Source organism: Methanococcoides sp. LMO-2, from assembly GCF_038432375.1.
GTDB classification, from domain to species: Archaea; Halobacteriota; Methanosarcinia; order Methanosarcinales; family Methanosarcinaceae; genus Methanococcoides; species Methanococcoides cohabitans.
The window spans coordinates 387697-412077 of sequence record NZ_JBCAUS010000002.1; the positions used below are offsets into that span (position 1 = coordinate 387697).

At 44.0% G+C, this 24381-nt stretch carries 22 protein-coding genes and 1 tRNA gene; 12 read left to right on the forward strand and 11 right to left on the reverse strand.

Annotated elements, in window-relative coordinates:
• Positions 1-74: 74 nt before the first annotated feature.
• From WOA13_RS02065 to WOA13_RS02085, 5 genes are read left to right on the forward strand one after another with little or no spacing between them, the layout of a single operon-like run.
• A complete protein-coding gene (locus WOA13_RS02065; protein WP_048205264.1) occupies positions 75-317 on the forward strand; it encodes a 4Fe-4S dicluster domain-containing protein in 243 nt (80 codons plus the stop codon).
• Between the two features lie 21 nt (positions 318-338).
• Positions 339-1400 carry a 3-methyl-2-oxobutanoate dehydrogenase subunit VorB gene (locus tag WOA13_RS02070; RefSeq protein WP_342126339.1) on the forward strand — a complete coding sequence of 354 codons (1062 nt, stop codon included), beginning with the start codon at positions 339-341 and terminating at the stop codon, positions 1398-1400.
• 2 nt (positions 1401-1402) lie between these two features.
• A complete protein-coding gene (locus tag WOA13_RS02075) occupies positions 1403-2830 on the forward strand; it encodes a 2-oxoacid:acceptor oxidoreductase family protein (protein ID WP_342126340.1) in 1428 nt (475 codons plus the stop codon).
• A 40-nt stretch (positions 2831-2870) separates the two neighbouring features.
• Complete coding sequence (locus tag WOA13_RS02080) at positions 2871-3047, forward strand: DUF8147 domain-containing protein (RefSeq protein ID WP_197072236.1); 177 nt, start codon at positions 2871-2873, stop codon at positions 3045-3047.
• Positions 3048-3470 (forward strand): GNAT family N-acetyltransferase, encoded by a 423-nt coding sequence (locus tag WOA13_RS02085; protein WP_342126341.1) that lies wholly within the window; start codon positions 3048-3050, stop codon positions 3468-3470.
• 100 nt (positions 3471-3570) lie between these two features.
• Here WOA13_RS02085 and WOA13_RS02090 read toward each other — a convergent pair whose 3' ends face one another.
• Entirely contained in the window at positions 3571-4797 is a 1227-nt protein-coding gene (locus WOA13_RS02090; RefSeq protein WP_342126342.1) for an ammonium transporter, read from the reverse strand.
• A 298-nt stretch (positions 4798-5095) separates the two neighbouring features.
• Here WOA13_RS02090 and WOA13_RS02095 point away from each other — a divergent pair, with 298 nt between their 5' ends.
• The 5 genes from WOA13_RS02095 to ftsA all read left to right on the forward strand — a co-directional run bounded on the left by WOA13_RS02095 (position 5096) and on the right by ftsA (position 10604).
• Entirely contained in the window at positions 5096-5644 is a 549-nt protein-coding gene (locus WOA13_RS02095) for a flavodoxin family protein (protein WP_342126343.1), read from the forward strand.
• 77 nt (positions 5645-5721) lie between these two features.
• The gene (locus WOA13_RS02100; RefSeq protein ID WP_342126344.1) at positions 5722-6150 is read left to right on the forward strand and encodes a MarR family winged helix-turn-helix transcriptional regulator; all 429 of its coding nucleotides are present in this window, start codon (positions 5722-5724) and stop codon (positions 6148-6150) included.
• Positions 6151-6167: 17 nt separating this feature from the next.
• On the forward strand, positions 6168-7403 hold the full coding sequence (locus tag WOA13_RS02105; RefSeq protein WP_342126345.1) for an MFS transporter: 1236 nt from the start codon (positions 6168-6170) through the stop codon (positions 7401-7403).
• A gap of 144 nt (positions 7404-7547) precedes the next feature.
• A complete protein-coding gene (locus tag WOA13_RS02110; protein ID WP_342126346.1) occupies positions 7548-9173 on the forward strand; it encodes an ABC1 kinase family protein in 1626 nt (541 codons plus the stop codon).
• Between the two features lie 117 nt (positions 9174-9290).
• Positions 9291-10604 (forward strand): coenzyme F390 synthetase, encoded by a 1314-nt coding sequence (gene ftsA, locus WOA13_RS02115; RefSeq protein ID WP_419095404.1) that lies wholly within the window; start codon positions 9291-9293, stop codon positions 10602-10604.
• Positions 10605-10982: 378 nt separating this feature from the next.
• On the opposite strand, the gene WOA13_RS02120 is transcribed toward ftsA, so the two are convergent.
• Both WOA13_RS02120 and WOA13_RS02125 read right to left on the reverse strand, forming a co-directional pair.
• Positions 10983-11055 (reverse strand) — tRNA-Asp (locus WOA13_RS02120).
• A gap of 132 nt (positions 11056-11187) precedes the next feature.
• Positions 11188-11766, reverse strand: a complete 579-nt coding sequence (locus WOA13_RS02125) for a DNA-3-methyladenine glycosylase I (protein ID WP_342126348.1) — start codon at positions 11764-11766, stop codon at positions 11188-11190.
• Positions 11767-11848: 82 nt separating this feature from the next.
• On the opposite strand from WOA13_RS02125, the gene WOA13_RS02130 reads away from it, so the two are divergent.
• A complete protein-coding gene (locus WOA13_RS02130; protein ID WP_342126349.1) occupies positions 11849-12163 on the forward strand; it encodes a helix-hairpin-helix domain-containing protein in 315 nt (104 codons plus the stop codon).
• A gap of 10 nt (positions 12164-12173) precedes the next feature.
• Here WOA13_RS02130 and WOA13_RS02135 read toward each other — a convergent pair whose 3' ends face one another.
• The 8 genes from WOA13_RS02135 to WOA13_RS02170 all read right to left on the reverse strand — a co-directional run bounded on the left by WOA13_RS02135 (position 12174) and on the right by WOA13_RS02170 (position 22581).
• Entirely contained in the window at positions 12174-12578 is a 405-nt protein-coding gene (locus WOA13_RS02135) for a pyridoxamine 5'-phosphate oxidase family protein (protein WP_342126350.1), read from the reverse strand.
• A 237-nt stretch (positions 12579-12815) separates the two neighbouring features.
• The gene (gene pdxT / locus WOA13_RS02140) at positions 12816-13412 is read right to left on the reverse strand and encodes a pyridoxal 5'-phosphate synthase glutaminase subunit PdxT (RefSeq protein WP_342126351.1); all 597 of its coding nucleotides are present in this window, start codon (positions 13410-13412) and stop codon (positions 12816-12818) included.
• Between the two features lie 38 nt (positions 13413-13450).
• Positions 13451-14347 (reverse strand): pyridoxal 5'-phosphate synthase lyase subunit PdxS, encoded by an 897-nt coding sequence (pdxS, locus tag WOA13_RS02145; protein WP_048205254.1) that lies wholly within the window; start codon positions 14345-14347, stop codon positions 13451-13453.
• A 56-nt stretch (positions 14348-14403) separates the two neighbouring features.
• Positions 14404-16908 (reverse strand): DNA gyrase subunit A, encoded by a 2505-nt coding sequence (gene gyrA, locus WOA13_RS02150; protein ID WP_342126352.1) that lies wholly within the window; start codon positions 16906-16908, stop codon positions 14404-14406.
• Positions 16909-16919: 11 nt separating this feature from the next.
• Complete coding sequence (gyrB, locus tag WOA13_RS02155) at positions 16920-18824, reverse strand: DNA topoisomerase (ATP-hydrolyzing) subunit B (protein WP_342126353.1); 1905 nt, start codon at positions 18822-18824, stop codon at positions 16920-16922.
• 308 nt (positions 18825-19132) lie between these two features.
• Entirely contained in the window at positions 19133-19738 is a 606-nt protein-coding gene (locus WOA13_RS02160; RefSeq protein WP_342126354.1) for an ASCH domain-containing protein, read from the reverse strand.
• 375 nt (positions 19739-20113) lie between these two features.
• Positions 20114-21970: a monovalent cation:proton antiporter-2 (CPA2) family protein gene (locus WOA13_RS02165; RefSeq protein ID WP_342126355.1), complete on the reverse strand. Its 1857-nt coding sequence runs from the start codon at positions 21968-21970 to the stop codon at positions 20114-20116.
• Positions 21971-21972: 2 nt separating this feature from the next.
• Positions 21973-22581 carry an NAD(P)H-dependent oxidoreductase gene (locus tag WOA13_RS02170; protein WP_342126356.1) on the reverse strand — a complete coding sequence of 203 codons (609 nt, stop codon included), beginning with the start codon at positions 22579-22581 and terminating at the stop codon, positions 21973-21975.
• A gap of 429 nt (positions 22582-23010) precedes the next feature.
• Between WOA13_RS02170 and aspS the strand changes: the two genes are divergently transcribed.
• Positions 23011-24342, forward strand: coding sequence for an aspartate--tRNA(Asn) ligase (aspS, locus tag WOA13_RS02175; RefSeq protein WP_342126357.1), 1332 nt, complete (start codon positions 23011-23013; stop codon positions 24340-24342).
• Positions 24343-24381 lie beyond the last annotated feature (39 nt).

Below are 24381 nucleotides of genomic sequence, written 5' to 3' on the forward strand. Positions count from 1 at the left end.
AAAAAGAGTTTGATCTAAAATATTTAACAATTGATAATTCCGGACCTTCGTGGTCCCTTCATTGAGTTGATATCATGTCTGAAAATAATGAAAAGATGCAACCATATCCGGAACTCAACATCATTGAGTGTAAAGGATGTGAAAGATGCGTAGCTGCATGTCCAAAGGATGTGCTCTTCATGAGCGAACAGATCAACGAACGCGGCTACCACTATGTTGAATATACGGGAGAAGGATGCATAGGCTGTGGAAACTGTTACTACACCTGTCCTGAGCCACTGGCAATTGCAGTGCACGTCCCGATCAAGGAAAAATAAGCCAAAAAAAGAGGTAATACTATGGCTACACAATTGATTAAAGGCAACTCCGCAGTTGTCATTGGTGCTTTATACGCAGGTTGTGACTGTTATTTCGGTTACCCGATCACACCTGCAAGTGAGATCCTCCACGAAGCTTCCCAGACATTCCCGAAGCTTGGAAGGAAGTTCGTACAGGCAGAGTCCGAAGAGGCTGCAATTAACATGGTTTATGGTGCAGCATCCGCTGGCCACAGGGTCTTGACCGCTTCATCCGGTCCTGGCATGAGCCTGAAACAGGAAGGTGTTTCATATCTTGCAGGAGCTGAACTCCCATGTGTCATCGTGGACATCATGAGAGCAGGTCCCGGTCTTGGTAACATCGGACCTGAACAGGGTGATTACGTGCAGGTCGTAAAGGGTGGCGGACACGGAAACTACCGCAATATCGTCGTCGCACCAAACTCCGTACAGGAGATGTGTGATTTCACAATAAAGGCATTCGAGCTTTCAACAAAGTACCGCAACCCTGTTGTTGTACTGGCAGACGGTGTGCTCGGCCAGATGATCGAGCCACTCCAGTTCCCTGAGGAAGCTGTGGAACCTGTCATTGATGAATCATGGGCTGTCTGTGGAACAAAGGAAACACGAGAGAATCTTGTAACATCCATCTTTCTGGACTTCGACCAGCTTGAGGACTTCAACTATGAACTTCAGGAGAAGTATGAGACCGTCAAGAAGAACGAGGTCGAGTACGAAGAATACATGATGGACGATGCAGAGATCGTGCTTGTGGCCTACGGTATCAGCAGCAGGATCTGCCGTTCAGCTGTGGAGATCGCAAGAAGGGAAGGCATCAAGGTCGGTCTTTTCCGTCCTATAACATTGTTCCCGTTCCCAGAAGACCAGTTGAAGGCTCTTGCAGATGCAGGAGATAAGACCTTCGTATCCGTAGAGATGAGCAACGGCCAGCTAAGGGACGATATACGCCTTGCCACCGGTTGCAGCAAAAAGGTGGAACTCGTTAACCGCATGGGCGGAAACCTGATCACAATGGACCAGGTCATGGAAAAGATAAGAGACATTGCTGCAAGGGAGGAATGAACATGGCAGAAAAGATCATTGGAAGACCATCCGGAATCTATCCGGAATTCCCACGCAAAGGCGGAGCTGCTCCAGCTGCTACTCACTACTGTCCGGGATGCGGACACGGTATTTTGCACAAGCTGATCGGAGAGGCTATGGAAGACCTTGAGATCCAGGATAGAAGCGTTATGATCAGTCCTGTAGGTTGTGCGGTTTTCGCTTACTACTACTTTGATTGTGGAAACCTTCAGGTGGCACACGGACGTGCACCTGCTGTAGGTACAGGTATGTCAAGGGCACAGGACAACTCTGTTGTGATCGCATACCAGGGTGATGGTGACCTTGCATCCATCGGTCTTAATGAGACCATGCAGGCAGCTAACCGTGGTGAAAAGATGGCAGTGTTCTTCGTGAACAACACCGTCTATGGTATGACCGGTGGCCAGATGGCACCAACAACACTGATCGGTGAGAAGACAGTCACATGTCCTGATGGAAGGGACCCACGCTTTGCAGGATACCCAATGCACATGTGCGAACTTCTTGACAACCTCAAAGCTCCTGTGTTCATTGAGCGTGTCTCAATATCTGATATTGCACACATCAGGAAGGCAAAGAAAGCTGTCAGAAGAGCTCTTGAGGTCCAGAAGGAAGGCAAAGGATACGCATTCGTTGAAGTGCTTTCCACATGTCCAACCAACCTCAGGCAGAACTCCGAGCAGAGCACTGAGTTCGTGAACGAGATGATGGAGAAGGAATTCCCTCTTGGAAACTTCAGGGACAACTTCGACGAGACCGAACCACTGCTGCGCTCAGATAGTGATTTCTCCAAGCAGGCTATTGATGACCTTTACAGCCTTGAAAGCAGCGCATCCCCTGATTCGGTACCTGACCCTGAGTTTGGCCAGGCACTTGTTAAGATCGCCGGTTTCGGTGGACAGGGTGTATTGAGCATGGGACTTACACTTGCACGTGCAGGATGCCGTGACCAGCGCTATGCTTCCTGGTATCCATCATACGGACCGGAACAGCGCGGTGGAACATCCAACTGTTCAGTCGTCATTTCAGGAGAATCCATTGGTTCACCTGTTGTTTACGAGTCTGATGTGCTTGTGGCACTTAACCAGCCATCCCTTGAGAAATTCGCAAATGATGTGAAGAAGGGAGGACTCATCCTTTATGACGATACCATTGGCGATTTCGATACTCCTGAAGGAGTAAGGGCAATTGCAGTACCATCCATGCAGATCGCAAAGGATGCTGGCTCAGTGAAAGCTGCAAATACCGTCATGCTCGGTGTGCTTATGGCACAGGGTGACACACGTCTTCCGGAGAAGGTTTTCAGGGAAGCGATCGAGGATACTTTTGCAAGCAAGCCAAAGCTTATCCCGATGAACCTGGATATTCTTGAAGCCGGTGCAAAGTGGTCAAGAGAAAACATTAAATAAGTTGCCGGTTAATTTCCGGCAAACTTTATTTTTGACCAACATGATGAGAATAGTCCACTTTCTGATAGCTTTAATTGTATTTGCTATAGTAACAATTGCCGTAACTGACCTTCTTCAGGAACGCATCTTCTTCTCCATATTCGTAGGACTCCCTGCAGGTACAATTGCAGGACTCATTACTCTGATCTACCTCAGGGTGAAAAGCAGAGGGGAATAAATGCAGGTCCGATGGACTACAGGCATGGAGGGCTTTGATGAAGCCTACAGTGTCCGGAAAGCTGTTTTCATTGATGAGCAGGCCATTCCTGAAGAGATAGAGATCGATGAGATAGATGAATATGCCACTCACCTCGTCCTGTTCTCAGAGAACGAACCGATCGCAACCGGCAGGTTCTATGAAAAAGACAATAAGTCCTACATTGGGAGAATATGTGTCCTGAACACACACCGTGGGACCGGTCTTGGTCGAATCCTCATGGAACTGCTGCTTCAAAAAGCATCAGAATCTGGATATAATGATATCTATCTCAGCTCACAAATGTACGCAAGAGGTTTTTACCAGTCCTTTGGTTTTGAGGAATTTGGTGAGACCTTCGATGATGGCGGCATAGAGCATGTGTGGATGCTGAAGAAAAGATAAGATAAGACAAATAAATCATCTATTAAAAAAGGAAGGAGTACTCATTTAAAAAATGAGAGTTAACTCCTTTTATTACTTTTTTCATCAATCAATCAATCAATCAATCAAATGATAGGTCATAGTCGTATGCATTTTCCCCATGGATCATTTCATCAAGTCCTTTTATTTCAAACTCTTCTGAAACTTTCACAGGAGTTACAAATTCAATTATTCTAAGCATTCCAAAGGTGAATATGAATGCATAGACTGATGCTCCAATGACTGCAGCTACTTCTGTTATGAAAAACATAAGTTCTCCGCCAAAGAACAGACCGTCTGTTGCAGCCGGATTAATTGCTGATGAACCAAAAATACCCAGCATCATCATTCCCAGAACTCCACCTACTCCGTGCAGCCCCCATACATCCAGTGCATCATCCCATTCCATCTTATTCTTGAACTGGATAGCAAAGTAACATACTGAACCTCCTACGATACCATAAAGGGCAGCAACTGGCATGGATACAAATGCTGCTGCAGGTGTTATTGTCACAAGTCCGGCAAGAGCACCTGTTAATAAGCCTACAAATTTTGGCTTTCCTTCTCTTGCCCATTCGATCATGAGCCATGAAATTGCTGCGAAAGAAGCTGCAATATCAGTATTCAGGAGCGCCAGTGCAGTAAACTGGTCAAGATTAAGTTGACTTCCTGCATTGAATCCATACCATCCGAACCAGAGAAGACCTGCTCCAATAGCTATTAGCGGAATGCTATGAGGTTGTTCATCTTTTTCTCTCCTTGCACCTACATAAGAGACCGCTCCTAATGCACCAAATCCGGCTATTGCGTGCACCGGGATGCCTCCCGCGAAATCAAGAACACCAATGGAAGCAAAAAAGCCACCTCCCCATACCATGTGAACAAATGGGTAGTACACAAAGAACTGCCAGAGGACCAGGAAAATAAGGAATGCCTTGAAGGTCACGCGGTTGACAAATGCACCGGTTATCAATACAGGAGTGATGATAGCGAACATCATCTGGTAGGATATGAATACCAGTTCAGGGATCTTATCATTACCTGAGAACACTGAATCTACTACAACTCCCTGTAAAAATGCTTTGTCCAGATTCCCCAGAATAGCTCCGTCACCACTGAAACACAAGGAGTAACCTACACATAGCCAGAGGATACTTGTTATTCCCAATGATACAAATGTTTGCATCATTATTCCAACTATATTTTTCCTGTTTGCAAGTCCTCCATAGAAAAACGCCAGTCCCGGTGTCATTAACATTACAAGACTGGTCGCAACTATCATAAAAGCTGTAGTTCCTGAATCAAACATAATTGTTCTCCAAATTATAATACGGTAATATGCAGCAGCTTTCCGCTTTATATTATTTAAGACTAACGTATTTAAGATTAAAAATCAGTATCAGAAAAAGAAATAGATAAAAGAATCTCCGCATAAATCATAGTATATAATATTATGGGTGGAGAGTTATGTAAGTTTACAGATGCATGTATTTCCAGGTATCCTGACAATATAGTTGCATCGACAACTATATAACAAATAGATGCGTCTGCAACTGCATATGGTTGTGTCCACAACTATATTTTTTGGACTATTTGGAGGATAAAAAATGAAGATAATCGGACTCAATGGAAGCCCCCGTGCTGACGGAAACACAGCAAAACTTGTAAAAGAAATTCTCTCAGGTGCATCCGATAATGGTGCAGATGTGCAGATATTCAATCTGGCAAAAATGAATGTTGCACCATGCATCGGTTGCTATGCATGTAAGAAGGATGGCACATGCATACTCGATGACGATATGCAGAAGCTCTATGATGAGATTCAGGCCTCAGATGTCATTGTGCTTGGCTCACCGATCTACATGTGGGAGATGACCGCTCAGGCTAAGTCATTTGTTGACAGGCTGTGCGCTTTTATAAAGCCGGATTTCAGTACCCGATTAAATGGGGAAAAGAAGCTTATCCTTGCTTTTACCCAGGGCAACCCTGATTCCGAGATGTTCAATTTCTATTTTGAATATCTTGCAAAAATGTTTGGTTTCCTTGCATTTAACGTAGAGGAGACTATTGTGGTAACCGGAACAGTAGAAAGATCAGACATTCTTTCTCAGGAATTCATACTGGAAACTGCAAGGCAGATGGGGAAAGATCTATGAAATTATCATAAAAGCTGTAGATAAATATTATACAGCTTTTTTTGATGTTGAACTGTGTTTTTAAAAAAGGCGTAAGAATGGACGATAAAGAATTCATTGGAAAATATATTTCATACCTCCACAGATATGCTATGATATACCTTGAAAAAGAGCTGAAACCCTATGATATTGGAAGCGGACAGTTCAGTTTTTTGATGCACCTTTACAGAATGAATGGCGTTAATCAGGAATCTCTTTCCCAGAGCATAAAAGTGGATAAGGCCACAGCTACAAGGGCCATAAAAAGACTGGTTGATGAAGACTATGTTTTCAGACAGAGGGACGAAGAAGACAGACGTTCATACCGGGTTTTTCTGACTGAGAAAGGAAGATCAATCGAACCTGATATGAAAAAAATAGCTGCAGAGTGGCAAAATGTCCTTTTATCCGATTTTGATGAAGGTCAAAGAAAAGATATTATGAACTCACTTGAAACGATGTTCAAGAATGTATCTAAATTAATGTAAGATTGATAGGCAAAATTATGGATTTTAGAAACACTCATCTTCTAATGCTTTGTATAATTGCCTTCTTTGCAATGGCAGGAGGTGCAATTTTAGCACCTGTATTGCCAGAGATGGTGGAACCTCTTCAGACAACGCCACATGAAGTAGGACTGTTGATGTCGGTGTATACTATCTCAACGGCTATTTTCACACTAATTATAGGACATTTTATTGACCGTGTAAACCGTAAAAAGATACTTGTTCCCTGCCTTATGATCTATGGTTTAATGGGACTTATAAGTTATTTTGTCTCTGATCTGCAATCACTTCTTATCCTGAGATTCATACAGGGAATTGGAGTAGCAGGCATGATGTCCCTGGCTATGCTGGTCATAGGTGATGTATATAAAAGTCTTGAAAGTGTGCAAGCCATGAGTAAGATTAGTATAGCGATTGCTATTGGGTCGATATCTGCTCCTCTTATAGGCGGAGGACTGGCAATTTTAGGATGGAACTACCCATTCCTATTCTATGCAATAGCACTACCATTTGCTTTTGTTGTTATAACATTTCTTCCAGAGACAAGGGTTCAGAAAGGGAATGTTAATCACAAAGGCATATTTGATGTACTTACAACACTCAAAGAATTTCGACTAATATATACGGTGTTCCTGAGCTTTGCTATTTTCTTTTTATTATATTCCCTTGTCATCTACGTACCATTCATGCTTAAAGATGTATTCGGTTATACAGCAAAAGAAGCTGGACTTATGTTGGCTTTTCAAGGAATAGCTGTTATCTTAATGGCATCCCGTGTGAAGAAACTAGCTGGTAAATACTCAATGACAAGAGTTATTGCCGTTGGTTTTCTACTTGTTGGATTAGCAATAATATCCATTTCATTTGCACATTCGATTGCCACAGTTCTTGTTCTATTGTTGCTATTCGGGGCAGGGTTCGGGCTTGCTCAAACGGCAAATGATGCACAGATAATTCAAATCTCCCCTTCAGAGTCAAGAGGTGGTGTACTGTCCATTCACAACACCATGAAGTATGTTGGTCAGAGTCTTTCACCCATAGTGCTTGGTATAGTCCTCTTGAATTTTGATCTTGATACGGTCTTTATAGCATCAGGATCCTTTGGGTTGCTTGTTGCTTTGATGACATATTTTATGAAGAAACACTTTGAAAACTCAGTTGATGTTACCATTAAAGATACGGAAATATCGTTGTCAGATTCATCATTGTGTGACTCTTTAGATGATGTTTTATAAATAAAAAATATAGAACTCGAAGTAATTTCATCATCACCATATGGAATTTTGTTGAAATAATAGAATTTTTATTTATTTTCTTTTTTGCTTTTAGATTGCTCATCCCTCCAATTTATTTACTAGAACAAAACATACATTATATCAATGTTCAAGAAGACAAGACGTTATTTCTCCATTGCAAAGGTCTTTTTCAAATATAACCTGTTCAGCCTTCTGTACAAGGACATACAGCAGAACTATGTTTCCAACAGAAAAGGAACCTGTTATATTGATGTTGAGAGGCAAAAAAATGCCAGGAAGCTCAGGCTTGCATTTGAAGATCTCGGAGTAACGTTCATAAAATTAGGACAGATCATGAGCAAGCGTCCGGACCTTCTTCCCATAGATTACGTCCGGGAACTATCACAGCTTCAGAACAAGGTCCGCCCTCTTGAACTTGAAGAAATGTCAGATTCGCTTGAAGGATTTCGTGCAGGGTGCTCTATTGCAGAAGCAGACAACGAGACGACCGTATCAGAATTCCTTTCTAATTTTGATGACTTTAAGAGAAAGCCAATTGCAAGTGCTTCCATAGCTCAGGTATATGAAGCCAGGATCAACGGTAAAAAGGTAGCAGTAAAAATAGCAAAACCCGGGCTTATAGACCAGATCAACGTAGACCTTGCAATTATCAATGACCTCAAACCCATTATGAAAAAAGTTGGTGGTTTTGGGAACAATATAGATATTGATGATTTTCTTGATGAATTTCAGGATATGCTAAACAAAGAGGTCAATCTCCTCAACGAAGCACGTAACATAAAAAGATTTGAGGAGATATTCGAAAGCGAAAAGGAAATTCATATACCTAAAGTATATGATGAATATTGTACCGAGAGTATCCTTGTGATGGATTACATGGAAGGTATTCTTGTAAAGGACCTTGATACAACCGATCAAAAGACCAGGACAAAATATGCTCATATCATCAGTTCAAGTTACCTGAACCAGGTATATGTGCATGGATTCTACCATGCGGATCCGCATTCCGGAAATATCCTTCTTCGTGATGATGGCATCGCTTACATCGACTTCGGGGCTGTGGGGCTTATCGATTCCGATCTCCGAAGGAACATGTTGAATCTCTTCTATGGAATATACAAAAAGAATGTCGATATCGCTTTTGATGCTTTCCTGAAAATTGCCAATATCAACAAGGATGAGATCAATGTACATAAGTTCAAGGTTGATCTTGATACACTTATATCAATACAAAACTTCGCTCTCGGAGAACGGCAGAACGACAGTTATGCAAATCTTGCTTTAAAGTACAACCTATCTCTTCCGAGCGATTTCTCTACACTTGAACGTTCTCTGGTTCTTGTAGAAGGGGTCTGCCTGGAACTTGATCCAAGGTTCAACATTATCGAAGATGCCAAGAGACTCATCGCCATGGTCATGATGAAAAGATATTCACCATTCAGGGCAGCTGAATACTTCCTGCTGGAAGGCGACAGGTATCTTGAGATATTCAAGAATCTTCCACAGGGCGTAAATGATGTTATCGAGACGATAAGGGGATATCGTATCGAGAAACTGGAAGAAAAGACCCGGGAGATCAAGCATGACAAAATGATCGAGAACCTCGCGAAGTATGTTTTCCTGTCTATTATCCTGGTGGCTTCAGCCTATATGGCATCACAGTCGGAAGGCAGCCTTGCAACCCTTGGAGTAGCAGGATTCGTTGTAGGTATCTTTATGTTTGGAGTGTTGTTCCTGCGAAGCCAGTAAAATTAATAGCATCAACTAAACAAAAATTCAAGAAAAATCAATAATACAGAATTGCCTTATTAAAGGCAAGGGGTGAAGAATTTGAGTGGGGAATATTACAATGAAGAAATAGAGACCATGGAGCGGGGGGACCTTGATGCCCTGGTCGAAGAGAAATTGAGATATACCATAGACTACGCTGTAAAACATTCTTCCTTTTACAGGAAATGGTTTGAACAAAACAATGTCTCACCTTCGAGCATCAGGGATCATGAAGACCTGTTGGAAATGCCACTGGTCTCAGGCGAACTAATAAGGAACAACCAGCCTCCAAAGATCAACGATTTTAATTTTATGAGTACCAGCTGGGAAGATATTTTTACGATACATGAGACCAGCGGCACAAGCGGAACTCCCAAAGCATTCTTCCTCACATGGGATGACTGGCTGCGTTTTGCCGAAAAATACAGCCGAAGTTTCACATCTCAGGGATTTGGAACAGGAGATAGGATGATAATGTGTGCTTCCTACGGAATGAATGTGGGAGCCAATACAATGACACTTTCTGCACGTGACGTTGGCATGGCAGTCATACCGGAAGGTAAATGTGTCTTTCCCACACGCGTCCTGGAAAGCTATCAGCCTACAGGGATCGTTGCAAGTGTCTTCAAGCTTTTAAGGCTTGCAAGAAGGCTGGAAACCGAAGGCATTGACCCAAAGGAAACCAGTATCGAAAAGCTGGTTGTGGGGGGAGAGAGCTTTGCAGAGGAAAGCAGAAGCTATCTGGAAGAGATCTGGGACTGTCCTGTATACAACACCTATGGAAGTACCGAAGGAACGATGTGCGGGGAGTGTACGGAGCAAAGTGGACTCCATGTCCCGGAGGATCTCGTTCACCTGGACATCTATGATCCGCACCGGAAGGAGTTCCTAGAGGATGGAGAATGTGGCAGGATAGTTCTGACGACCCTCCTGAGCCCCGGTGAAAAGTGCGGAAGTCTCCTTATCAACTATGATACTGAGGATACAACTGTTGTACTATCAAGGAAAAAATGTGCATGTGGCAGGACACACATGCGTATCTTCACTCCCGAACGAGAGGCTGAGACCTTCTGGGTATCAGGTTCCCCATTCAATCGGGTGGATGTCGAAAGAGGTGTTTTTCAGAGGGAGAACATGGATTATCTGACAGGGGAGTACGAAGCTTTCCTGTACGAGGATGAGGAAGGAGTTTCTATTCTTAAGGTAAGTTTGGAATGCATCGATCCGGAAAAATGTGACAGGTCTGTTATTGAGGAGAATTTCCTGAAAGGTTTCCTTTCTACTATAACAGGAACCAGAGGGCTTTATAATGACGGGAATCTCGATGTTGATATCAAACTGATGGGATCTAGAGAGCTTGAATTGTACAAGCTGAAAGGAAGGGCGAAGAGAGTGATCGATCGAAGATGATTCGATCACTTCGTTTTATTTTATTTTTGATCTGCTTACATGTAGATGAATTTGCATGTGGTGTTTGCTGATCTCAGCGAAGTAATTAAATTAACTTATTTATTTTGTTAAATTATTGTTAAATAAATATTTGGATCAACCACAAGCCGTTTTTAGTACGAACCCGATACATTCTATGGGAGTGAAAGCGAAGAAAATTCTTTGCCACTCCAATCCGACTTCGGTCTGACAAAGTACCTCCCCTTAAAAGTTTTACACCTCGCTTCGCTTATGCTCCCACATATAGAGCAGTAGCTTCTGGTTTCCAAGTTTTTGTTCTTAGTTTAAAATTGCAAAAAAAGATTGATTTACCGGCGAAAATGCCGGTAATCTCAGAAACGCCCGAACCGGGATTCGAACCCGGGTCGGAGCCTCGACAGGGCTCCATGATAGGCCTCTACACTATTCGGACATTGCGACTGATTGCTGTTATGAGCACACCTACAATGCTTCTAAACATATAAACATATCGCATCTTTGGACTGTTCAGTTCATTTTTCGATCAATTTTTTGCTTTTTATTGTTTATTTGCTGTTGTCTTCACTTATTTATTAGCCAATTTCCTGCATTCTTCGTACCTGAAGCATTCGACCTGATGATCATTGACGATTCCAACTGCCTGCATGAATGCATAGACTATGGTAGGGCCAACAAATGAAAAGCCCCTTTTCTTCAGGTCCTTGCTTATATTTTCAGAGAGCTCGGTCTTTGCCGGAATTTCACTGATAGAATTGAAAGAATTCTGTATAGGTATGTGGTTTACAAAACCCCAAATATAATTGTCAAAGGATCCGAATTCATCTATTATTTCGATAAACGCCCTGGCATTTTTTATTGAAGACAGGATCTTTCTCCTGTTGCGTATGATACCACTGTTTTGTATCAGTTCCTCGACCTTTTCTTCATCATATCCAGCAACTTTATTGAAATTAAAATCATCAAAGGCATCTTTATAAGCGTCTCTTCTTTTCAAAATGGTATCCCAGCTCAAACCTGCCTGTGCACCTTCAAGTATCAGAAACTCGAAAAGGATCCGGTCATCATGCACGGGCATTCCCCATTGAGTATCGTGATACTCTTTTTCAAGGTCATTTGCATTTGCCCACTCGCAACGAACTTTCATACATTTTAGAAATACATCAATGTTTTTATACTTTCTTTTAGAAAATTCTATAATAGCTCTATGTCCTAATGGGGGGTAAAAGATGAATAAATCGAAGAGGGAAGAAGTATTGAGAGATCTGATGCAGATGCCTGGTTTTGGCAGGAAATCCGCTGAGCAGTTATGGGATCTTGGGATACGTTCCATCTCCGATCTCAAAGATAAGGATCCTGAGCTGATGTATTTTGAATTGACCGAACTAAGAGGCAGACACATTGACAGATGTGTATTGTACGGTTTCAGGGAAGCGATCTATTATGCATCAAACCGGGATCACGATCCAGAACTGTTAAAATGGTGGAACTGGTCCGATAAAAATATGGAAAAAAGAGAAAAGGGGAAAAAAGAAAAAAGATAAGATTTTGTGCTCAGAGGAGCTTCTTTCCGGCATCGTCACCGGATTTGCATTCGAAGACCTCAGTGATATTCATAACCATGAGTGCCTTTGCAGGGAATCTGTCACCCTTTGCTTTGGCATCTGCATAGGCTTTGTCGTAGTCCTCGCCACTGGTCTTGACCTCGACATCTCCCTTTATCTGGAAGCAGGCACCAACCTCAGGACCCCACACAAAGACAGATGCTACAGGGTTCTCATCAAGGTTCTCACGTGTCTTCAGGAAATAGTTGTCAGTGATCCAGATAGTTTCATCATCCATCAGCTGGCACATGCCAATAGGGATCACATTTGGCATTCCTGCCTTTGATGCTGTTGCGAATGGGAATATCTTTACCTTTGAAAATGCTTCCTTCATATCTTCTGTAAGTTTAACCATCTAAATCACCATATATCGTAGAATAATCATGATCTCTTTCAAGACCTAAAAGTAAAAACACGCTATACCTTAATAAGAATTTCTTATTTGTTCCATGTTGCCGTTATCAGAACATATTTTAGCTAAAAATTCTTATCGGCTTTTGCATTATTAGATGAAACAATAAAGAAAAAAAGAATGAAAATATTTTGTGAAACAGCAAATTATGCTGTTCCGATCCAATCTATTTTGCGTGTTTTAATTGAACAGCTTGTCAAGGAAATACTGGTGTATCCTCATATCCTCGGTAAGCTCGGGGTGGAATGCCAGTGCCAGAACATTGTCCTGCTCTGCAGCAACGATCTTGTCATCAATTGATGCAAGGACATTCACATCCTCTCCTGCTTCAAGAATTGCCGGTGCCCTGATGAAGACAGCGTTGTATGGTGAATCCAGTACGGATACATCAAGGTCTACCTCGAAGGACTGGAACTGCCTTCCAAAGGAGTTCCTGTTGACCTTAATATCCATCAGTCCAAGCAGGTACTGGTGTGTCTTCTCAACCTGTGAATCTCCTCTTGTTGCAAGAAGGATGAGGCCTGCACAGGTACCAAGTATTGGAATACCTTTGTCTTTTGCTTCCTTGATCTCTTCGGCAATGCCTTCCCTGAGGATCAGGCGTCCAAGGGTTGTGCTCTCCCCGCCCGGGAACACGAGACCATCACATGTAGGAACGATTCCCTTGTGCTTGATGGTGACAACTTCGGCAGTCTCCCCGCGTTCGGCAAGTGCTCTCTCGACAGATTCAACATGTTCAGAAACATCGCCCTGAATAGCGATAACACCTATACGCATAATTAACACCGTAAAAAAAGAAAGAAAAGGAAAAAAGGTTACCAGCCACGTGTCTGGAGAACCTGATCCTCTGGAATGGAATCTACGCTGATTCCTTTCATGCCTGCGCCGATTCCCTTTGAGATCTCTGCGAGCACTTCAGGGTTGTCGTAATTGTTGACAGCCTCTACGATAGCTTTTGCCATGAGTGGTGGATTCTCTGCCTTGAAGATACCTGATCCGACGAAAACACCGTCTGAGCCAAGTCTCATCATGAGAGCTGCATCAGCAGGAGTTGCAACACCACCAGCTGCGAAGTTCACAACAGGAAGACGCTCCATCTCTGCGGTCTCCATAACAAGCTCGATAGGTGCTTCGATCTCTCTTGCGTACATGATAAGCTCTTCCTTGGTCATGCCCTTGAGGGTCCTGATCTCGCCCATGATCTGCTTCATGTGGCGTACAGCTTCCCTGACATCACCTGTACCAGCTTCTCCTTTTGTACGGATCATAGCTGCACCCTCGTTGATCCTTCTGAGTGCTTCTCCAAGGTTACGTGCACCACATACGAAAGGAACTGTGAACTCGGTCTTGTCGATGTGGAAGTGCTCGTCAGCAGGTGTTAGTACTTCTGACTCATCGATCATGTCAGCACCAAGTGACTGAAGGATCTCAGCTTCAACGAAGTGGCCGATTCTTGCCTTTGCCATTACAGGGATTGTTACTGCTTCAATGATGTCAGCGGTGACCTGTGGGTCTGCCATCCTTGCAACGCCGCCTGCCTTCCTGATATCGGAAGGTACAGCGTGAAGTGCCATAACTGCAACAGCTCCTGCTTCCTCAGCGATCCTAGCTTCTTCAGCAGTTGTAACGTCCATAATAACGCCGCCTTTCTGCATCTTTGCAAAACCGCGCTTGATAAGTTCGGTACCATGTCGTAATTTTTCAAGTTCCATATGATCATCCTTCTGTTGAATTTAGAGTACTAAATATAGTCAATGGTTAAAAGTGTTTAGTTCGTGTCATCCTCTTTCTTAATTCTTGCAACACCAACGACCTTGTCGCCGGCCTTCACGTTCATAATTTTAACACCCTGTGTATTCCTTCCCTGTGCCCTGATATCTTTAACAGGGATCCTTATGATAATTCCATCAGAGCTGGTAATAATGACCTCGTCGTCCTCTTGAACGGCCTTCACATTTATCACAGGACCGTTACGCAGGCTGGTTACTATGGTTATAACACCCTGTCCGCCTCTTCTCATTCCACGATACTCATCAAATGAAGTACGCTTTCCGTATCCGTTCTCGGTTATTGTGAGAAGTTTGCTCTCAGGGTCTACAATATCCAGGCTTACAACGATATCATCGCCTGCAAGCTTCATACCACGTACACCTCTTGCAGCCCTTCCCATTGAACGTACATCGTCCTCAGAGAACCTTATGGCCTTACCGTGTCGTGAGACCATCATGATCTCCCTTGAGCCGTCAGTGAGTGCCACATTGACCAGTTCATCGCCTTCGTCAAGCTTGATGGCAATGATACCGGCCTTCCTGACATTGCTGAAATCAGACAGGCTGCTCTTCTTTACCGTACCGGACCTGGTCGCCATGAACAGGTACTGATCCTCATCGAATTCCTTTACAGGGATCATCGCAGTAACGGATTCGTTCTCTGCAAGTTCCAGAAGGTTGACGATAGCCTTACCTTTGGACTGTCTGCTTCCCTGTGGGATTCCATAGACCTTCTGCCAGTGTACTTTTCCACGGTTTGTGAAGAACATGAGATAATCATGGGTTGAAGCCACGAAGATATCTTCTACGAAGTCCTCTTCCTTGGTATCCATACCAATGACACCTTTTCCACCCCTGTGTTGCTGGCTGTAAGTATCGATCGGCATTCTCTTGATGTAACCGTGGTTCGTGATGGTCACAACGACATCTTCCTCAGGAATAAGATCCTCGTCCTCTATCTCAACATGGGAGCCTGTGATCTTTGACCTGCGTTCATCAGCGAACCTGTCACGGATATCCTGCAGCTCTTCCCTGATAATATCATATTTTCTCTCATCGCTGGCGATGATGTCCTTCAGGTCCTCGATGACCTTGAGAAGTTCTTCGTGCTCATCAACGACCTTCTGCCTTTCAAGTCCGGTCAGCTTCTGGAGACGCATGTCAAGGATTGCCTTTGCCTGTATCTCATCCAGGCCGAACTTGTCCATCAGGCCGTTCCTTGCATCTTCCACTGTCTTTGAAGCACGAATAAGAGCGATGACCTCATCAATGTGATCAAGTGCTATCAGCAGACCCTTGAGTATGTGTGCCCTTTCCTCGGCTTTCCTGAGGTCGAACTGACTGCGTTTTAGAATTACCTCGATCCTGTGTTTCAGGTAGATCTGGAGGATCTCCTTGAGGGTCAGTTCCCTTGGCACACCATCCACCAGTGCGAGATTGATGATACCAAAGGTTGTCTGCATCTGGGTATGCTTGTAAAGCTGGTTCAGGATAACTTCAGGATTGGTGTTCCTTGTAAGCTCAATTGCTATACGGATACCATCTCTGTCGGACTCATCACGCAGATCAGAAATTCCGACTATCCTCTTTTCCCTGACAAGCGCAGCGATGTTCTCGATAAGTTTGGCCTTGTTGACCTGATACGGAAGTTCTGTCACAACAATACGGTTCTTGTCGTTCTTCATCTCCTCTATAGAGGTCACAGCACGCAGCTTGATGGGACCTCTTCCGGTCTCGTATGCAGACCTGATGCCCTGTTTTCCCAGGATAGTAGCACCTGTCGGGAAGTCCGGTCCTTTCACGATCTCCATAAGTTCCTGGATCGTGGTCTCAGGATCATCAATGAGCTTCAGTGTTGCATCGATGACCTCTCCGAGATTGTGTGGTGCCATGTTGGTGGCCATTCCCACCGCAATACCGGTGGAACCGTTAATAAGAAGGTTTGGTAACTTTGCAGGAAGCACAGAAGGCTCTTTGAGGGAACCATCGTAGTTCGGTTTGTATTCCACAGTCTCTTTGTCGATGTCTGAGAGCATCTCATTGGATACACGGTCCATACGGACCTCGGTGTATCGCATTGCTGCTGCGGAATCACCGTCAATTGAACCGAAGTTACCCTGACCGTCAATAAGCGGATACCTTAAGGAGAAGTCCTGTACCATCCTGACAAGGGAATCGTAAACAGCGGAATCACCGTGAGGGTGGTATTTACCAAGAACGTCTCCCACTACACGGGCGGACTTCTTGTATGCCTTGTCATATGTGATACCGGCTTCCTTCATGGAATACAGGATACGCCTGTGGACAGGCTTGAGACCGTCACGTGCATCAGGCAATGCCCTTCCCACAATGACGCTCATTGCATAATCGATATAGGAGTTCTTCATCTCTTCCTGTATAAGGACAGGAACGATCCTTTCGCCTGTATCAGTAGGCTGGATATCCAGAGGTGCTTCTTCTTCCGTCCTTTCATCTGCTGGACCATTATTAGTATTATCTGCCATCTTAACTCACCTCACACATCCAGGTTGACAACATCCTTTGCATACTTCTGTATGAATGCTTTACGTGGTGCAACCTCGTCTCCCATGAGCACAGAAAACATCTCATCGGCAGCTACTGCATCTTCCATGCTCACCTGCAACAATGTCCTTGTATCAGGGTTCATTGTGGTCTCCCAAAGCTGTTCAGGGTTCATCTCTCCAAGACCCTTGTATCTCTGGATACTGGTTCCTTTTTCACCTATCTCGTCAAGCTTTGCCACTTTTTCCCTGTCAGAATAGACATAGTAGTCCTTCTTACCCTTCTTTATTTTGTAGAGAGGTGGCTGGGCAATGTACACATAACCGGCATCGATAAGCGGGGTCATGTACCTGAAGAAGAAAGTAAGTATAAGAGTTCGTATGTGTGCACCGTCAACATCAGCATCGGTCATGATGATGACCTTGTGGTAACGTGCTTTTTCCAGGTTGTAATCCTCTCCGATACTCGTACCCATTGCGGTGATCAGGGAAAGGACCTCATTGTTCTTCAGGACCTTTGCAAGACGTGCTTTCTCCACGTTGATGATCTTACCCCTGAATGGCAGGATCGCCTGGAATTTACGGTCACGTCCCTGTTTTGCGGAACCGCCTGCGGAATCTCCTTCCACAAGGTAGATCTCACTTACTGTCGGGTCCTTCTCGGAACAGTCTGCCAGCTTTCCGGGAAGTGTGCTGACCTCAAGGGCACTCTTCCTTCGGGTAAGTTCTCGTGCCTTCTTGGCAGCTTCCCTTGCACGCCTGGCGTCCAGCGCTTTCTGGAAGATGATAGCTGCAACCTTTGGGTTCTCTTCCATGTACTCAGCAAGTCCTTCTGAGACCATGGAATCAACGATACCCTTAAGCTCACTGTTACCGAGCTTGGTCTTGGTCTGACCTTCGAACTGCGGTTCTGTAAGTTTTACGCTGATAATGGCTGCAAGCCCCTCACGGATATCGTCACCGGTAAGCTTCTCATCGCCTTTAACGACGTTGTTCTTCTTGATGTAATCGTTGGCAACACGTGTGAGTGCTGTCTTGAAACCGACGAGGTGTGTTCCACCTTCATGCGTATTGATATTGTTAGCAAAAGAATAGACGTATTCGCCATAGCTGTCAGTGTACTGCATGGCGATCTCTACGATGGTGCCTTCTTTCTCACGTTCGAAATAGATAGGGTCCTTATGAAGAGCGGTCCTGTTCATGTTGAGGTGCTCGACAAAGGAGACGATACCTCCCTCGTACTCGAAGACATCCTGCTCCAGTTCCTCTTCTCTGGAATCCGTAATACTGATACGGATACCCTTGTTGAGGAATGCAAGTTCCCGGAGCCTGGTGATAAGAGTGCTGTAATCGAAATTAGTGGTCTCGAAGATCTCAGGGTCAGGCATGAATGTGCTCTTTGTTCCGGTACCATCGCTATTTCCGATCTCGGAAACGTCAGAAACCGGCACACCGTGCTCATAGCGCTGGTAATAAAGTTTACCATCACGCTTTACCTCAACCTCCATCCACTCGGAAAGGGCGTTCACCACAGATACACCGACACCATGAAGACCACCTGATACCTTGTAGTTGCTCTTGTCGAACTTTCCGCCTGCGTGCAGGACAGTAAGAACGACCTCAAGGGCCGATTTCTTGTATTTGGGATGAGTGCCTACAGGTATTCCACGACCGTTGTCCACAACGGTAACAGAACCGTCCGCGTTTATGGATACGTCTATAGAAGTACAAAAACCTGCAAGTGCTTCATCAATACTGTTGTCAACTATCTCGTACACAAGGTGATGAAGTCCTCTGGTGTCCACACTTCCGATATACATGCTGGGTCGTTTACGTACCGCTTCTAACCCCTCAAGAACCTGAATGTGTGTTGCATCGTAATCTTGCCTTTCACTCATCGCGATTTTCTCCATGTGATGTGGCTTTTTACCCTCAAGTAAGATCATTTATCGTGTAAATGATATTTGTAGTTAAAACACATAATGAATTTATTAATTTTCAATTTAGCAGATATTGATTTTTATGTCAAATAATCTGCTCTTAGTATGCATTACAGGTATATTAAAGATATGATTACAAACCACATTTACTGAAGGATACATCGCAAAATCAAAATATCGGCTGTGTCGAAAAATAGCCGATACCGATACATGCCCGGAGAAGTTAGATAGGACATAAGAATACGTTCATCAATGCGAGAGGAACATCAAACCGTTTGTCGGATGATCTCGGTATCTGCCAGGCTCCAGACTACCTCGCCATTGAACCTGTAGTCCACAGGTTCGATCTTCCTGGGTGACTTGAACAACCATCCTTTTATGTTGCTTGAATAGCCCTCCTCGGGGATCAGATGGCGACTCTGGTCCAGCTTGAAATGATAATCAGATTCATATTCCTTGCATTCAACGAGATTTACAGTCCCGATAATCTTTCCTGTGGGAAGGTCATGGAGATGTTCAGGAGGAATTTCATAGTTCTCGCTAACCCATTTCAGGTCTTTCTTCCTGATAGGAGCCCTGCTTGCATAGATAGCGATAGTGCCCCGAATGAATGTGTTCTTTGAACGTAGTTCTACGTCCTTCAGGCCACGTATGACCAGTGATGCCCAGGGTTGTTTTATTGCAAGGACGTGGATCTTGGGGTATGGCAATGCGTATTCATCACCTGAGTCGATACCACATTCAGCAAGTGTGGTCTGCTGATGGGTATTGGGTAAGAAACGATCAAAATATGTTGGTTCTTTTGGAGTAACGACGACATCCCAGCTTCCGGAAACTTTTATGTCTGTTGTTGAATCCTGCCCATGAGCCATCTTATCACCGTTACGCTGTATTAACCTGTTCTGTTGCTTGCTGTCTTTTCCGACAGTTTGTCCTGACAGATGTCAGTAAATATATTGAATATATATTCTTTAGTTAAACCATCATCTACCCGGTTTTATATATAATTTATGATTATCGTGATGAAGAGCCCTTAGGAAAATATGCGCCTGATATCCGGGCAGGCAATGGGAATTGCTTCTTTTTTTGAACATCTCCAATAGAAGAAAAAGCAAAAATATTGAAAATATAGAAAAAGGTATGTAATCCCCCCCCTGAAATCAATTTCATGAGACTGCTTCAATTCCAGAGGGAAGTTAATACGATCCGGGTGATTTACCAAATATTCCTGATTTCTTTATATCGCATTATGTATCCGGGTTTTCAGCAGTCCAGGCTTTGTCGATCTCTTTCATGTCCAGATTAAGGTCGAGTGTCATCAATTTCTCAAGGTCTGCATTATGTTTCTTATACATTGAGATGTAGCTGTCTTCATCTTTACGACATTTTGTGTGCAGTTCAGGCATCATCTCTTCATCCTTTTTCTTAAAAATGAGCATCAACTTGTGTGCTTCATAAGGATCGAAACCAAGAAGTTGCAAGGAATCCTGACCAAGTGCAAGGGAAGTACCGAAAGTCTCCCTTCGTATGTTAGTGACTCCCATATCCATGAGCTCATGGACTGAAGGACGATCAAAGGCATTAACGGCTATTTTAAGGTGTGGATAGTGCTTGCCTGCCAATTCGATCAACTTTCTTGATTTGTCTATATCACCTATAGTGATTATTAAGAGTTCAGCCTCAGAAGCTCCGGCGGCTTCAAGAAGATCAAGTCGTGTAATATCACCATAATAAACCTCAAATCCGAATTTTCTCAGAACATCCACATTGGCTTCATCATTATCGATAATGACAGGTTTAACACCGGCAGAAATAAGGAAACGACCAAGATCGGTCCCAATACGACCAAATCCAGCAAGAATTACCTTGTGTCCAGTGTGATCGATCATGTCTGGATCACGTCTGGCCTCCTCATCATCCTGACCACTTTTACTGAACTTTTCATGTGCCAGGAATAGAAGAGGTGTCAGGAACATGGAGATCGCAACTGCAGAAATAAGAGGCTCTATGGTTTGAGCTGGTAATACTCCGTTTACTCTGGAAAACTGGAAAAGAACAAATGCAAATTCACCACCCTGAGCAAGGGCAATTGCAAAAAATGAGCGCTCTTTTGTTGGCATCTTAAAGATGAAAGCAGTAATAGAGAGGACTAGCCATTTGAAAGCCAGCAGACCTGCTGTAAGTCCTGCGATCAGCATTATCTGTTCTCCGATCAGTATGAAATTGAGACTGGCACCTATAGAGATAAAGAATATACCAAGCAAGAGGCCCTTGAATGGTTCTATATCGCTTTCAATCTCATGACGATATTCGCTGTCTGCAAGGACAACACCTGCAAGGAATGCTCCAAGGGCAGGAGAAAGACCAACTGTCATCATGAGTAAGGATATGCCAACTACAAGGGCAAGGGCAGCAGCAACAAAGATCTCACGAACCCGTGTAGCTGCAATGGTCCTAAATATTGGCCTGCTTGCATATTTACCAAGGAACAAAATGGATAGAATCGCAAGTAGCGTAATAATAATTTGCATGTATTCCGGCAGTGAGCTGATATCAAAAAGTGCTGACTCAAGATGGCCATCATCGTGCATAGCAATCGTTGCCAGGAAAGGTAGAACTGCAAGCATAGGAATGACTGCCAGATCCTGAAAAAGGAGAACTGAGAAGACCGATCTTCCGGAAGAGGTATTCATCAATCCTTTTTCACGCAGGGTTTGCAAAATTATAGCTGTAGAGGAAAGTGAAAGGATAAGACCGATGGCTATTGCCTGTTGCCAGGGCAGAAAGATAAGGGCTATACCAGCAATGATAATGCTCGAAAGAATGACCTGTACTCCGCCCATTCCCAATATGGGGGTGCGCATCTGCCAGAGCAGTGATGGTTTTAGTTCAAGACCGACCAGGAAAAGCATCATTACTACGCCAAACTCCGTGAAATGCATGACCTCTTCAATATCAGCGATCAGAGAGAGACCGAAAGGTCCAATGATGATACCTGCTATTAGATATCCAAGAACTGAGCCAAGACCGAATCTCTTTGCAATAGGAACGGCAATGGCTGCTGCGATCAGAAATACAAAGAGCTGAAATAAGAAATTCTCCACTTTTACGATCTCCTGATAATTGAATTTAGATCACTGTTAAGGTATTTCTCCTGCTGGGCTTTCTCAATATCCAGTGTTCCATCCCGCAAGGCAATGATGGTACGGCGATAGTCCTCTACATGAGCATTTACTTTTTCTTTGGACAAGCCTCCATGAATACCCAGAACTGCAAACGGTGGAAGCCATTTCATTCTACATACCTTTGCCATAGCGTAATATGGAGATATTAGCTCTCTGATCGTAAAGATGTTACAACCACCTTCCTGATAGGTACTGTCGTCACCACCTGCAGTAATAGATTGCAGGAAAATCTTTCCTTCGAGTGCATTGCCTTTCAAACCATAGGCCCAGCCATGCTCAAGTACCAGATCAAGCCACTCTTTCATGATCGACGGAGTTGAGAACCAATAGAAAGGATGCTGGAAAATAATCACATCATGATCTTCACAGAGGGATTGTTCTCTTTTGATATCGATCATAAAATCCGGATAGTTTGCATAAAGATCATTGATAGTTACATTTTCAAGATCTTCAACAGCAGCACGCAGGGCATTATTGAACTTTGAGCGTGGCCTTGACGGATGAGCAAAATTAATGAGAATTCTGTTCATGGTTTTCTTTCCTGAATGGATGATAGTTTTAACAATTGCTAAAAATGTGGAGGAAACTTAAACTATGCTTCCTTCTTGACCCTAAAAGTACAAAACACGTCTGTTATTTTTACGTAACAGGCGTCATGGATAATATTTTAGATAATACTTTCGCTCATACAATAGTATCACAAAGATCATTCATCCTGCAATGGATACACGTATCGATAAAGGATTTTCAGCGTATAATATGATCTATCGTTTCTGATCTATAGTGAAAGATCATTAATATGGTAATTCATGTGATCCCACCTAAAAAGAAGTGGTACAGTAAGATATATTTACATTAATGCATTTTAGACTACAAGAATAGTTTATATACTAACAGGCTTATCAAAAGCGTCATAAAGCGCGATACATATCATTTTGATAACTTTATAAGGTGAACAAATGGCATTAGAAAACCCGAGAACACATTATACTTCACAGATCAACCCGGAAACGATCGGTGATGAGAAGGTCACCGTCTGCGGATGGGTACATGAAGTCAGGGACCTTGGCGGTATCTGCTTCCTGGTGGTCCGTGACCGCGACGGAAGGGCACAGGTCACACTTGTCAAGAAGAAGATCGACAAGGAACTCTTCGATACTGCAAGAAAGCTGGTACGTGAGTCAGTTGTGGCTGTTACCGGTACTGCAAAACCTGAAGGCAAGGCTCCAAACGGATATGAGATCATCCCTGATGAGGTCGTACTCCTCAACGAGGCAGAATCACCACTTCCAATGGACACCACCGGAAAGGTAGATGCTGAGCTTGACACACGTCTTGACTCAAGGTTCATTGACTTAAGACGTGAGAAGACCACAGCTATCTTCAAGATACGCCATGAGGTCCTCCGTGCAGTGAGGAACTTCCTTTCAACCGAGGGCTTCATCGAGACATCAAGTCCTAAGGTCGTGGCAACAGCTACCGAAGGTGGTACATCACTCTTCCCGATCACATACTTCGACAGGGAAGCATTCCTTAACCAAAGCCCTCAGCTCTTCAAGCAGATCCTGATGTCAGGAGGACTTGACAGGGTATTCGAGATCGGTCCTATTTTCAGGGCAGAGGAACACGACACCCGCAGGCACCTTAATGAAGCTACATCCATCGATATCGAGGCAAGCTTCGTGGACCACTTCCAGGTCATGGAGATCCTCGAGAATATGATCGCTTACGTCTATGGACAGGTCATTGAGAACGAATCCGCTTCCCTTGAGGCTCTTGGTGTTGAGCTTAAGGTACCGGAGACACCTTTCATGAAGGTCCCATACAGCGAGGCTGTAGATATCGTCAACGCAAAGGGCGATGAAATGCTCGAGTGGGGAGATGACCTTGGTACACAGGCAGAGCACACCATCGGTGAGCACGTCTTCAAGGAGACCGGCGAATCACACTACTTCATTACTGACTGGCCAACCGAGATCAAGCCGTTCTACGCTATGCCATACGAGAACGACCCACTTATCTCCAAGTCATTCGATATGATGCACAGGACAATGGAGCTTTCCTCCGGTGCACAGCGTATCCACCTGCATGACATGCTCAAGGAGAGGATCGAATCACAGGGTCTCAATCCTGATGGTTTTGACTTCTACCTACGTGCATTCAAGTATGGTATGCCACCTCACTCCGGATGGGGTGTCGGCTGTGAGCGTCTTGTTATGACAATGCTCGGTGTAGAGAACATCCGTGACACTGTCCTGTTCCCAAGGGACAGGAGGCGACTGTCACCTTAATGGTGGCATCGTTCATCATTTATTTTCCGCTAAGAAGGG